Origin of the sequence: Streptomyces sp. NPDC127100, assembly GCF_042724095.1 — a bacterium.
Lineage (GTDB): Bacteria > Actinomycetota > Actinomycetes > Streptomycetales > Streptomycetaceae > Streptomyces.
The window spans coordinates 23,706-35,708 of record NZ_JBHXFL010000005.1 but is presented as its reverse complement, the minus strand read 5'-3'; the positions used below and the strand labels follow the sequence as shown (position 1 = coordinate 35,708).

Genomic DNA, 12,003 nt, shown 5'->3' with positions numbered 1-12,003 from the left:
CGGCGCTCCACGACACCACCCACCCGAGCCGCCGTCGCCGAGCGACGCCGGCCTCCGAACCAGGGAGAACGCATGGTCGACACGGCACCGCGCGGCACCGGTGCGAACGGCGTGGAGGGAGGAGTCGGCCTGACCGCCCTCCTGGTCGCCGCGGCACGGGCGATCGAGACCCACCGCCCCGACAGCCTCGCCCAGGACGTCTACGCGGAGCACTTCGTGCGCTCCGCCCCGGCGTCCGCGCACTGGCCGGTCCACCTGGACCAGGCCCCGGACGGGGACGCGAGCCCGCTGTGGGGACGCTTCGCCCGCTACTTCGGTCTGCGCACCCGCGTCCTCGACGACTTCCTGCTCCGGTCGGTCCGGAGCGGCGGTGCCCGCCAGGTGGTGCTGCTCGGGGCGGGCCTGGACGCGCGGGCGTTCCGGCTCGACTGGCCGCCCGACTGCGTGATCTTCGAGATCGACAGGGACGGTGTCCTCGCGTTCAAGCACGAAGTGCTCGGGGCGCTGTCGGCAGCGCCGAGGGCGACCCGTGTGCCTGTCGCGGCCGACCTGCGCACCGACTGGGCCGGGGCGCTGAGAGCGGCCGGTTTCGACCCGGCGGTCCCCACCGCCTGGCTGGCCGAGGGGCTGTTGTTCTACCTGCCCGGCGCGGCCGAGACCGACCTGATCGGCACGGTGGACCGGCTGAGCGCGGCGGGCAGCGCCCTGGCGTACGAGGTCAAGCTAGAGAAGGACCTGATGGAATACCGCGCCAGCCCGCTCTACACGTCGACGCGCGAGCAGCTGGGCATCGACCTGCTGAGCCTGTTCAGCAGGGAGCAGCGGCCCGACTCCGCGGCTCGGCTGGCGAGCAGCGGCTGGTCCGCCTCGGTCCACACCCCCTTCGAGTTCACACACCGGCACGGACGCGGTCCGCTGCCCGACAACAGGAACGACGCACTGGCGGGCAACCGCTGGGTGTTCGCGTCCAGGCCGGGCCCGGAGCGGCAGCGGCCCCGTCGTCCTGGTCCGTGGTGCTAGTCGCCGGTTCCGGGCGGTCCGTCGAGGACGGTGGGCACGTACTCGAGCAACTGGAGCCGCCCGTCGAAGGTGCGGCTCTCGACCAGATCGAGAGCGACATCGGGGTACTCGTCGAAGATGCGCTCCTTGCCGGTGGCACCGGTGATGACCGGGAAGACGACCACGCGGAAACGGTCGGCCAGACCGGCGGCCAGCAGCGACCGGCAGAGGGTCAGGCTGCCCAGGGTGCGCAGGTGTCCCGCGTCCCGCCGCTTCATGTCCCGCACGGCCCGGACGGGGTCCTCGCGGACCAGTTCGCTGTTCTTCCAGGACAGCGGTGAATCCAGCGTCGAGGAGAACACCACCTTGGGCATCGCGGTCAGCCCGGCGAAACCGGGATCGTCGGGCATCTCCTCGGCGAACCCGGACATCAGCCGGTACGTCGTGGCGCCCATGAGGGTGGTGTGCCGCTTCTCGCCCTCCTGGTCGAGCCAGGCGAGGTACTCCGGTCCCCCCATGCCCCAGAGACCGGGCCAGCCGTCCGCGGACGCGTAACCGTCGAGCGAGATGATGAAGTCCACCATGAGGTTTGACATCGAGCCGTCCCTCCTGTGCGCAAGGCGTGTCTACCCGATATGACCGGGGCCGCACCGGAAAGTCATCGCGGCCGGGCCCGAACGGGCGTGACCTGCCCGCGACGCGTGACCGTGACCGCGACGCGTGAGCGGTCCGCGCCGGGGGAGCGGCATCGCGTTCGGGTACGGGCCGCCGGCTCGCCCGACCCGCGTGGCGTCGCGTCCGCGGACGAGGCGCGGGTGAGCATAGGGCGACCCCGTTCTCCTCCCGCACCGAGGCGATGAGATGCCCGACCGCGCCCACAACATCCGCCCCGGGGGCCACGCGCCGAGGGGAGGCCTTCGGCCCGAGCTGGCGGACCGGTGGCTGTTCCGTGGCATCTACGGCCTGGTGCTGGCCAGCGCCATGGTGTCCGCGCTGGACGTACCGGGCGAGGCCGCCGACCCCGGTCAGGACGCGCTGTGGGTGCTTCTCACGGCGCTGGCCTCGGGCGCCGCCCACGGGTACGCGCACGTCGTCGCCCGGCGTGCGGCCGCCGAAGGGGCGGCCGGCCCCGGCAGACTGCGGGCGGTGGCCGCCGAGTGGCCGTTGCCCGTCGCCGTGCTGCCCACCGTGCTGCTCCTGGTCGTGGCGGTCGCCGGGTGGTGGTCGGAGGACACCGCGGTCGAGGTGGCTCTGGTGTTCAACACCGCTGCCCTGTTCTGCCTGGGAGCCTCGGCAGCCCGCACCGCGGGCCTCGGCTGGCTGTCCTCCTGCCGGGCAGGAGTGGTGGACATGCTCATCGGACTCGTCGTCGTCGCCGCGGACTCACTGATCCAGTAGCGCGGCCGCCGGGTGTGAATGTCCCAGGAGCGGCAAGGCGGCTGGAATGAGCAGCTTTACCGGAAGCACCACGGCGAGCGAGGGCGGTTTCCCCGCCGTGGCCCCTGGACGTGAGCCGTCGGCTCGCACGGTGCCGGCGGTGAGCGCGGCCCCCATGCAACCCCGCCGGGACGGCGAGGGCAGCCTCGCGCACGTGGTGGAGACCCTGCTGGACAAGGGCCTGGTGCTGAACGCCGACATCATGGTCTCGGTCGCCGGGGTCGAGCTGTTGGGCATCCGGCTGCGGGCGGCGCTCGCCTCCTTCGAGACGGCGGCCCGATACGGCCTGGAGTTCCCCTCCGGAACGGACACCGAGACCGCCGCGTGGCGCGAGGCCCGCGAGGAGAAGGAGACCTGCCCGGCCTGCGGCAAGCGCGCTGCCGTCGAGCAACTGCTGAACCAGTGGTGCCCGTGGTGCGGGTGGCGCAGTGCCCAGGCGCAGATGCGGGACGGCGCCGGGCAGGCCGCGCTGACGGGTGGTCAGGAAGAGGACGGCCGCGGGGACGACGAGGCCGACGGAGCACGCGACCGGGCCGAGGCCGGACGGAAGGCCGGCAGCGGTGACTGAACGACCCCCGATGCGGCCCACCCGGGAACCGCGAGTCACCCTGGACGACCTCGTCGAAGTCCTGCTCAACAAGGGCGCGGTCCTGCACCTGGACCTCATCGTCGCCGTCGCCGACGTCCCGTTGATCGGCGTCTCGGTGCGGGCGGCCATCGCCGGCATGGAGACGATGCTGGAGTACGGCATGATGCGCCACTGGGACGAGGCCACCCGCGCATGGGCCGAGCGCTCCGTCGCCCGCCGCGCCCTCGACCTGCGCGAGGGCGAGAACGTCGTCCGCCGGATGAGCGGCGGCCACCTGCTGACCGAGGGCGTGTACCACGGCTGGCGGCCGGGCACGGTGTACCTCACCGACCAGCGCCTCGTCGTCCTGCGCGAGGAGCCCCGGGAAGTGCTCTGGCAGACGGGCCTGGACGCCGTACGCGGTGTGCGGCTGAAGCCGGAGCGGACGGTCGGCGGGGAGGAACGACTGCGCCTGGAGGTGTCGCTGGCCGACGGGCGGCGGGAACTGCTCTCCGCCAGGGAGCCGGAGTCACTGCACGACCTCCTCGTCCGCTCCCGCGCCGGAAGCCTCGCGCCCGTCCTGCCGTCCGGGGCCGCCGCCGAGGAGGAGCCGCCGATCGCCGAGGGGCATCTGTGGTACGAGGAACCGCGCAGGTCCGGCCCGTTGTGGCGCGGTGGCCGGGCACGGCTCACGGCTGGCCGGCTCACCTGGAAGTCGCCCGTCGACGCACGGCCCGCGCTGGTGCTGCCCACGAGCGAACTGGCCGGGGTGAGGCGGGTGCCCGGATACGGGCCCGGCGGCGAGGGGAGCGTCCTGCTGCTCCTCACCACCGGGGGCGACGAGATCCGGCTCGCCGCCGACGACCCGGACCGCTGGGCGCGGTGGCTCGCGTCCGCCGGCCCGGTGGCGGCCGCCGCGTGAGCGGCGTGGACGGAGGACGAGCGGTGCTGTGGACAGAGGGGAAGACGACATGCCGTTGACCGTCGACGAGAAGAGCCTCAAGCACGGGGTGCTGTCCCTCGTCGTGACGCTGGTCGAGGTGATCCAGGAGGCGCTGGACCGCCAGGCCATGCGCCGCATCGACGGCGGCGACCTCGACCCGGAGGAGGCCGAACGCCTGGCCGACGCCCTGCTGGAACTGGACGAGGCGATGGAACAGATCAAGGAGGACCACGGCATCGTCACCTCGGTCGCCGACCTGCACCGCGGGCTGGACGACGTGGTGGACGACGTCGTGGACAAGCTGATCAACCCGCAGCGCTGGGCGGAGGAGGCCGGACGATGACGGAGAACACCGCCCTGTACGTGTACGCCCTGCTCCCGGACCGGCAGGGCGTCGCCGGCGGCGTCACCGGACTCGACGGGCGTCCGTTGCGACTGGTGGCAGTCGAGGGCACCGGCGTCGCCGCGCTGGTGCACGACGCCGATCCGGCCCCCTTCCAGGGCGCCGACGACCAGGTGCGGCGATGGGTGGCGGAACAGAGCGAAGCGGTCACCACGGTCTGGGAGCGCGCCGGCAGCCTGCTGCCGATGACCTTCAACGTCCTGGTCGACGGCGACGCCGCGTCCGGCCGGAGCGCCGAGCAGCGGCTGGGGGACTGGATCAGGGAACAGCGGGAGGACGTCACCGGTCAGCTGAGGGCGCTCTCCGGCCGGTGCGAACTCCGCGTGGAGATCACCCTGGACAGGGCGGCCGCCGCCACGGCCGACGGCCCGGCCGCCGACCCGGGCGGGACGGAGGGCGACACCCGGTCGCCCGGCCTGCGCCGGCTGCTCGCCAAACAGCGGGAGCAGCGCGAGAAGAACGCGGCCGGACAGCTCGCGGACACCTTGCACGCGGGCATCCGGCGCCGCCTGCTGGCGGTCGCCGAGGACCTCCGCGACCGCGCACCGGCCCACCGGACCCCGGGCGAGACGGACGTGCTGTGCGCGGCTCTGCTCGTCCGGCACGAGGACATCGACGCCGTCGGCGCCGTCCTCGGCGACGCGCAGGCCGACCGGCCCGGGCTGCGCATCCGATTCCTCGGTCCCTGGCCGCCGTACTCGTTCACCGAGACGCGGCCGCACGAGCCGGCGGAGCACGCGGCGCACTGACTCCGGGCGCGCCCGCCGGTCCCGCCGACGGCCCCCTCCGCAGGACCGGGAATGCCGGCGCGGCCGGCCGTGTTGTGGCCACCGTGAGCGTGGAGGGGACAGTGTCCCCGGGCCTCACTTCAAGCCTGCGGGGACGATCGTCCGGCTGAAGCCCCGCGGAGCCTGCCGCCGCGAAGGCGACCGCCCTCCACGCCACCCCTCGTCGGGAATGCGGAACCCGATGCGGGCGTTGCACCGCATGTATGACATGTCCGAGTCAAATCGACTCGGTGGCGACAGGAGCACCCCATGGCACGCAGCACCACGCGTCCGGTCGTCCGGCTCACCTCCACGGCCGGCACCGGCGTCACCTACGTGACCCGCAAAAACCGTCTCAACGACCCCGACCGACTGGTCCTGCGCAAGTACGACCCGGTCGTCGGCGGGCACGTGCTCTTCCGCGAGTCGCGCTAACCGGGCGACCGCGGTTCCCGCTCGACCCGCCCGCCGCCCCGCGGTGGGCGGCCTCCAGGAAGGACAGCACCCATGAGGCACGGAATCCACCCTGTCTCCCGTCCGGTCGTCTTCCGCGACCGCGCGGCGGGCTTCCGCATGCTCACCCGCTCCACACTCGACGCGCGTCGGACGGTCGAGTGGGAGGACGGCGTGACCTACCCGGTCGTCGACGTGGAGATCTCGTCGGCGAGCCACCCGTTCTACACCGGCACCTCGCGCGTGGTCGACACCGCGGGCCGTGTGGAGCGCTTCGAGCGGCGCTACGGCACCGCCGCCCCCGCCCGCCGCTGACGGCGGGTCCCGCCCGGCTCCCCGGAGGTGCACCACGATGAAGGTACGCAAGTCCCTGCGCTCGATGAAGACCAAGCCCGGCGCCCAGGTGGTGCGCCGGCGCGGGGTGACCTACGTGATCAACAAGAACGACCCGCGTTTCAAGGCCCGGCAGGGCTGACGGGGCGACACGACGGACCGACGGCCCGGCACCGCACACCCGCGGTGCCGGGCCGTCCGCGTCGGGGCGGTCGCCCGGCCGGGCGGAGCGGCGCCGACGGCGGGCCCCGCGGTGACCGCGTGACCGCCCGTCAGGCGGTGCGGAAGTGCTGCCGCAGCGCCGCGGCGACGGTGTCGGCGGCGGCCGTGGGGCCACGGCGCCGATGCCGGGCGAGGAGGACCGGGACGTCCGGGAGGGCGGGGCCCGCCACGGCGGCGAGCGTGCCGTCGCGGAGCGAAGGGGCCGCGTTGGCCAGGGGGAGCACGGTCAGTCCCAGCCCGGCCGCGACGCAGGACCGGACCGCCTCGATGCTGCCGAACCGGGTCAGGCGGGGCTGTGCTCCCGCGACGGCCCGCAGCCGGCCGGCGAGCCGGTCGCTGTAGGAGCAGCCCTGCTCGTGCAGGAAGAAGTCCGCCCCGGCGAGCTCCGGCCAGCCCACCGGGGCCTCACGTCCGGCGAGGGGGTGCTGGGGCGCGGCCAGCAGCACCAGGGGTTGGTCCGAGATCCGCTCCTCGACGACGTCCGGGTGGTCGACGCGGTCCTCCAGCAGGAGCGCGCAGTCGATCACGCCCGCCCTCAGCCCGTCCACCGCGGTGTCCGTACCGCAGGCCCGCAGGTGCACCTCGATCCCCGGATGCGAGCGGCGCAGCGAGGCGATGACCTGGGGGAGGTGGGCGGAACACAGGGTCTCACCGGCGCCCACCGTCACGCCGCCCGTGACCGGGCCCTCGCCGCCGGCCGCGGTGAGCAGGCGCGACTCGGCCTCCAGGACGTCCTCGGCCAGCGGCACGAGACGGCGTCCCGCTTCGGTGAGCAGCGCGCCGCGCGGCATGCGGTCGAACAGCCGGGCGCCCAGCGCCTTTTCCAGCGACTTGATCTGCACGGTGACCGTGGACTGGGAGAGGCGCAGCTCGACGGCGGCGCCGGTGAAGCTGCCCGTCCGGGCGAGCGTCGCGAAGGTCTGGAGCAGTCGGGTGTCCATCACGGCACCCTACCCGTGCCATCGAAACACCTAATGGCAGTGATGAAAAACCATCGTTGGATTTCATGAGCGCGGAGCGGAATGATGGGGGCATGACCACTTCATCGCCTGTCGTCGACGTGCTGCGCTACACGGCCTTCACCTCCCGCCCCGACGGGGGCAACCCGGCCGGTGTCGTCCTGGACGCCGAGCTGCTCGGCCCCGACCGCATGGGGGCCATCGCCGCCGAGGTCGGATACTCCGAGACGGCGTTCGTCACCTCCCGGGACGAGGAGCGGCGCCGGTTCACGCTCCGGTACTTCAGCCCGCTCGCCGAGGTCGCCTTCTGCGGCCACGTCACCGTGGCGACGGCGGTGGCGCTCGCCGAACGTCTGGGTGTCGGGGACTTCGTCTTCGACACCCCTGCCGGGGAGATCCCGGTGACGACGGAGGCGGACGCCGACGGCGCGGTGCGGGCGACGCTCACCAGCGTGCCCACCCGGTCGCGGCCGGCGCGGACCGACGAGGTCGAGGAGGCCCTGTCGGCCCTGCACTGGGACAGTGCCGACCTCGACCCCGAACTGCCGCCGCACGTGGCCTTCGGGGGCAACGAGCACCTGGTGCTCGCCGCCGGCTCCCGGGACCGGCTGGCCGATCTCGACTACGACTTCGAGGCGCTCGCCGCCCTCATGCGGAAGAACGGCTGGACGACGGTGCACCTGGTCCGGCGCGAGGACGAGCACCTGTACCACGCGCGCGACCCGTTCCCGGTAGGCGGTGTGGTGGAGGACCCGGCCACCGGAGCGGCCGCGGCCGCGTTCGGCGGCTACCTGCGCACGATCGGCGCGCTGCCCGCCTCCGGCGTGTTCACCGTCCGGCAGGGTGAGGACATGGGCCGGCCCAGCGAGCTCACCGTTCGTGCGGACCTGCACGATCACCGCGTCCGCGTCACCGGTCACGCCGTGCCGATCGCCGGATGACGGACGCCGCGGGCGGCGTGGCGAGCTCCGCGCCGTGGGCGGGCGTCCGGCAGGGACGTCGCCCGCGGCGTCCGTGGAGCGGGGTGCTGTCCCGTCGGACCCCGCTTCATGCACGGACGGACCGATTCCCTCCGATCGTGTGTGAAGTACCGGGCTTCCCCGTCGCGGTGGTCGGAACGTCTTGATAGTGGGGCAACCGCCGGGCACCGTCCCCGGCGCGTTCCGACGGTGACGTTCCACCAGGAAGGCAGGGATGCCGCATGACGCCCACCACCGAGGCGACCGACCGCGTCGAGTTGGTCTTCTCCCTCTTCGACGCGGACGGGAACGGATACCTGGAGCAGTCCGACTTCGACCTGATGAGCGCCCGCGTCGTGGCCGCCGTACCAGCAGCCGGCGAGGCCGCGAAGACGAGGCTGTCCGGTGCCTTCCGCCGCTACGGTGAGACCCTCCTGACCGAACTGGACGCCAACGGCGACGGCCGCGTCAGCCCCGCGGAGTTCACTTCCGTCGTCCTGAATCCGCAGCGCTTCGACGCCACCGTGGACGAGTTCGCCGACGCGCTGGCCGAGATGGGCGATCCGGACGGCGACGGTTTCGTCGCCCGCCCCGAGTTCGTCGCGCTGATGCTCGCGATCGGCTTCGCGCGGCCCAACATCGAGGCGCTGTTCCAGGCCTTCGGCCCGGACGCGGAGGACCGCATCCGCGTGTCCACCTGGGCGGACGGGATCAGGGACTACTACCGCCCCGAGAAGTCCGGTATCCCCGGCGATCACCTGGTCCCGGCCGGGACCGGCTGACGGCCACCCGGCCGCGGTACGGGCGCAGGAGCCCCGAGGCGCGGGGGGACCGGAGAGCCGGACGACTGTGACCACTCATGCCGCCCGGCGCACGGTGACGACAGGGCAGTGGGCGTGCGTCATCAGGGCCTGGCTCACCGAGCCCAGGAGCAGCCCGGCGATGCCGCCGCGTCCGCGGGAGCCGACGACCAGCAGCTGGGCCGTCGTGCTCGCTTCGAGCAGCACGTCACGCGCCTTGCCCTGCACCAGGTCGCGCCGGACGGTGATGTCCGGGCGGCCGTCCGGGCGGCCGTCCAGGGCCCGGGTCAGCCTCCGCGCCGCGGGCCCGGGGTCCGCGCCGGCCGCCCCGTCCGGCTGCCATGCGTGCACCACCACCAGCCCGGTCCGGCGCTGCGCGGCTTCGGCGAGGGCGACGTCGACGGCCCTGTCGCTGTCCGGGGAGCCGTCGACCCCCAGTACGACGGGCCCCGCGTCGGCGGTGGGGCGGTGCTCTTCGCGGACCGTCATCACCGGGCAGTGGCTGTGGGCGGCCAAGGCCGTCGGGGTGGAGCCCAGCAGCAGGCCCGTGACGCCCCCCTTGCCCCGGGAGCCGACGACGATCAGGTCGGCGGACCGTGACTCGGCTTCCAGTACGTGCACCGGATCACCCGTGACCACGGCCTTGGTCACCACGACCTCGGACGCCACGCGATAGGCGTGGGCCGCCGCTTCGTGGACGAGAACCCCGAGAGCCGGGTCCGGCACCATGTATCTGGGCTTGACCGGTCTGTCGGCATGCACCACACGCAGCTGCGCACCGCGCCGTACCGCCGCCGCGGCCGCTGCTTCCACGGCGGTGAGACTCGTCGCCGAGCCGTCCACCCCGACCACGACCGGATTGCCCATAGCTGGCTGCTCCACTTCGGGCTGTGCCTTCCCAGCGTCGCCCCATCGGCAGGCCGCTGCAATTCTTGGAGTGGGCGGTGCTCACGTGATCCGACGGACGGCGTGAGCGTTGTCCGTCACCATGGGGCATACGGACAAGCAGACCGGCAGGCGCCGCCGGACAGCCGCGCAGCAGGAGCGGAACCGAGGCGGCGCGGCCACGAGGAGGACCGGACATGGCAGGCGCGAAAGAAGCGGACACCGGCAACGAGCAGTTCCGGGAAGCGCCTCATGCGCAGGTCGTCGAGGCCCTCGAAGTCATCAGGGCCGGAGCGTACGTGGTCGACGAGCAGGGCCGGATCGTCGCCGTCAACAAACGCACCGAAGAGCTGCTGGGCCGCCGGGCCGCGGACATGGCCGGCCACGACGCCCACGAACTGCTGCACCGGGGACCTCGCGGCGAGGAACTGCCGGCCACCCGGTGCGCCATGCGGCTGGCCTTTCACGCCGGACATCCGGCACAGGGCGAGAGCGACTACTTCGCCCGTTCCGACGGCTCCGTCCTGCCCATCTCCTGGTTCATCGCCCCCTACGTCGTGGACGGCCACGACACCTGCACGCTCGTCATCTTTCATGTGCGTGAGGAGGCGCACTCCACCGGGCCGCGCCCGGAGCCCTCCGCGGAGCCCATGAGCGAACTCGAACGCCTGGCCCTGCTGGCCGAGACCACCACGCAGGTGGCCTCCACCCTCAACGTCGACGAGACCCTGCGCCGACTGGTGGCCCTGGTCCTGCCCCGGCTGGCGGACTGGGCCGTGATCGACCTGATCACCGAACACGAGGAAGTGTGGCGGACCGCCGTGGTCCACGTCGACGGGGACCGCCTGGTGCACCGGGAGGAGCTCGAAGGACCCATGCCGCCCGTGCCCGAGGAATCACCCATGCCCCTGTCCCGCGCCCTGCGCGGCGTCGCCTCCGCCCTGGCCGGACCCGACACCTATCAGCGAGCCCCGGACTCCGGCATCGCCGTCGAACAGCGTCACCTGTTCGACGCCACCGGCATCCGCTCCGCCGCCATCGTTCCCCTCCGGGGGACCCGGGAGGTCCTGGGAGCTCTCACCCTGGGCCGAGCCGACAAGCCGGGTGACTTCTCCACCTTCGACCTGCCCCTGATCGAGGACATCGCTCGCCGCGCCAGCCTGGCCCTCGAGAACGCGCGCCTCTACCAGCGCCAGCGAGCGGTCGCCGAGACCATGCAGAACCACCTGCTGCCCCAGATGCCGCGTGTACCGGGACTGCAGATGGCCGTCCGCTACCTGCCCGCTCCCGACGCCTCGCAGGTCGGAGGGGACTGGTACGACGCCTTCTCCCTGTCCGACGGTGCGACCGCGCTGGCCGTGGGGGACGTCGTCGGCCACGACCTGGAGGCCGCGGCCGGAATGGCCCAGCTGCGCAACATGCTCCGTGCCTACGCCTGGTCCCAGCAGGAGCCCGCCAGCCGCATCGTGGAGCGCCTCGACGAGGCGATCATGCCCATCACGGACGTCTCCATGGCCACGCTCGTCTTCGCCCGCGTCGTCAAGACGGACGACGGGACCTGGAAACTGTCCTGGACCAACGCAGGCCACCCCCCGCCCCTGCTCGTCAGCCGCGACGGCCTGACCGAGTACCTCACCGACGGGCACAGCCTCCTGCTCGGCACCGGGCTCAGGACGTCCCGTCCCGACGCTTCGGTCCTGCTGCCGCCGGGCAGCACCCTCCTGCTGTACACCGACGGGCTCATCGAAGTCCCCGGCCGTACCCTCGACCAGGGCCTGGACCGGCTGCGCCAGCACGCCGCGGCACTCGCCCACCGGCCGCTGCCGTCCTTCGCCGACCAACTCCTGCGCCGGGTCCAGCCGCCGGGCCTGGACGACGTCGCCCTCCTCGCGCTGCGCACACCGACGCGGGCGAACGGCCGCATCGCGAAAGCCGCCGACCCCGTTCCAGGAGCCCGGTGAGGCAGGCCGGGCATCGGCGACGCCGTTGCGGGAACTCGTCTGCCGTTCTGTCCCGACGCGCGGAAGAGATCATGACGAAGACACCAGAGGACCGGAGCCACAACCGCTTCTGCAAGGCCTGCGGCACTCCCGCCGGAGACGGGAAGCTGTGCGAGCACTGCGGAGCCGTCCTGGAACTCCCGGACGACGCCGGACTGACGGAGGACCAGGGGGCCGCGGTCCGCCGGGACTTCGAGGGACGCGCGTAGCGGTACGTGACGGCGGCGGGGGCTCCCGTCCCCGCCGCGTCCCGCGTCGCACCCGCTGACTCGGCC

Annotated in this window: 16 protein-coding genes; 13 read left to right on the top strand and 3 right to left on the bottom strand. The window is 73.1% G+C overall.

The genetic code is table 11. From position 1 onward, the window contains the following. Positions 1-72 precede the first annotated feature (72 nt). On the top strand, positions 73-1,020 hold the full coding sequence (locus ACFWJB_RS07940; protein WP_386920968.1) for a class I SAM-dependent methyltransferase: 948 nt from the start codon (positions 73-75) through the stop codon (positions 1,018-1,020). On the opposite strand, the gene ACFWJB_RS07935 is transcribed toward ACFWJB_RS07940, so the two are convergent. Continuing rightward, complete coding sequence (locus ACFWJB_RS07935) at positions 1,017-1,595, bottom strand: dihydrofolate reductase family protein (protein ID WP_386920966.1); 579 nt, start codon at positions 1,593-1,595, stop codon at positions 1,017-1,019. The two genes, ACFWJB_RS07940 and ACFWJB_RS07935, sit on opposite strands and share 4 nt — an antisense overlap. 265 nt (positions 1,596-1,860) lie before the next feature. Between ACFWJB_RS07935 and ACFWJB_RS07930 the strand changes: the two genes are divergently transcribed. The 8 genes from ACFWJB_RS07930 (at position 1,861) to ykgO (ending at position 6,045) form a co-directional block, all read left to right on the top strand. Further along, complete coding sequence (locus ACFWJB_RS07930) at positions 1,861-2,397, top strand: hypothetical protein (RefSeq protein WP_386920964.1); 537 nt, start codon at positions 1,861-1,863, stop codon at positions 2,395-2,397. Positions 2,398-2,536: 139 nt separating this feature from the next. Then, positions 2,537-3,004, top strand: a complete 468-nt coding sequence (locus tag ACFWJB_RS07925) for a gas vesicle protein (RefSeq protein WP_386920962.1) — start codon at positions 2,537-2,539, stop codon at positions 3,002-3,004. Continuing rightward, positions 2,997-3,926, top strand: coding sequence for a gas vesicle protein GvpJ (gvpJ, locus tag ACFWJB_RS07920; RefSeq protein ID WP_385470145.1), 930 nt, complete (start codon positions 2,997-2,999; stop codon positions 3,924-3,926). The genes ACFWJB_RS07925 and gvpJ overlap by 8 nt, the downstream gene beginning before the upstream one ends. A gap of 49 nt (positions 3,927-3,975) precedes the next feature. Then, positions 3,976-4,290 carry a gas vesicle protein K gene (locus ACFWJB_RS07915; protein ID WP_385470143.1) on the top strand — a complete coding sequence of 105 codons (315 nt, stop codon included), beginning with the start codon at positions 3,976-3,978 and terminating at the stop codon, positions 4,288-4,290. After that, on the top strand, positions 4,287-5,099 hold the full coding sequence (locus ACFWJB_RS07910; RefSeq protein ID WP_385470141.1) for a GvpL/GvpF family gas vesicle protein: 813 nt from the start codon (positions 4,287-4,289) through the stop codon (positions 5,097-5,099). Before ACFWJB_RS07915 ends, ACFWJB_RS07910 begins: the two co-directional genes overlap by 4 nt. Positions 5,100-5,387: 288 nt before the next feature. Continuing rightward, a complete protein-coding gene (gene rpmG, locus ACFWJB_RS07905) occupies positions 5,388-5,552 on the top strand; it encodes a 50S ribosomal protein L33 (RefSeq protein ID WP_386920959.1) in 165 nt (54 codons plus the stop codon). 72 nt (positions 5,553-5,624) lie between these two features. Continuing rightward, positions 5,625-5,885: a type B 50S ribosomal protein L31 gene (locus ACFWJB_RS07900; protein WP_386920957.1), complete on the top strand. Its 261-nt coding sequence runs from the start codon at positions 5,625-5,627 to the stop codon at positions 5,883-5,885. Positions 5,886-5,922: 37 nt separating this feature from the next. Then, entirely contained in the window at positions 5,923-6,045 is a 123-nt protein-coding gene (ykgO, locus tag ACFWJB_RS07895) for a type B 50S ribosomal protein L36 (protein WP_386920955.1), read from the top strand. 130 nt (positions 6,046-6,175) lie between these two features. Here the strand turns inward: ykgO and ACFWJB_RS07890 are convergent, their stop codons facing one another. Continuing rightward, positions 6,176-7,066, bottom strand: coding sequence for a LysR family transcriptional regulator (locus ACFWJB_RS07890; RefSeq protein WP_385467611.1), 891 nt, complete (start codon positions 7,064-7,066; stop codon positions 6,176-6,178). 92 nt (positions 7,067-7,158) lie between these two features. On the opposite strand from ACFWJB_RS07890, the gene ACFWJB_RS07885 reads away from it, so the two are divergent. Then, positions 7,159-8,025, top strand: coding sequence for a PhzF family phenazine biosynthesis isomerase (locus tag ACFWJB_RS07885; protein WP_385467614.1), 867 nt, complete (start codon positions 7,159-7,161; stop codon positions 8,023-8,025). Between the two features lie 260 nt (positions 8,026-8,285). Continuing rightward, positions 8,286-8,825, top strand: coding sequence for an EF-hand domain-containing protein (locus ACFWJB_RS07880; protein WP_385467617.1), 540 nt, complete (start codon positions 8,286-8,288; stop codon positions 8,823-8,825). Between the two features lie 75 nt (positions 8,826-8,900). Here the strand turns inward: ACFWJB_RS07880 and ACFWJB_RS07875 are convergent, their stop codons facing one another. Beyond that, positions 8,901-9,710, bottom strand: a complete 810-nt coding sequence (locus ACFWJB_RS07875; RefSeq protein WP_385467620.1) for a universal stress protein — start codon at positions 9,708-9,710, stop codon at positions 8,901-8,903. A gap of 215 nt (positions 9,711-9,925) precedes the next feature. Here ACFWJB_RS07875 and ACFWJB_RS07870 point away from each other — a divergent pair, with 215 nt between their 5' ends. Next, entirely contained in the window at positions 9,926-11,689 is a 1,764-nt protein-coding gene (locus ACFWJB_RS07870) for a SpoIIE family protein phosphatase (protein ID WP_385467623.1), read from the top strand. A gap of 71 nt (positions 11,690-11,760) precedes the next feature. Next, positions 11,761-11,937 (top strand): hypothetical protein, encoded by a 177-nt coding sequence (locus tag ACFWJB_RS07865; RefSeq protein WP_385467626.1) that lies wholly within the window; start codon positions 11,761-11,763, stop codon positions 11,935-11,937. Positions 11,938-12,003: the final 66 nt, after the last annotated feature.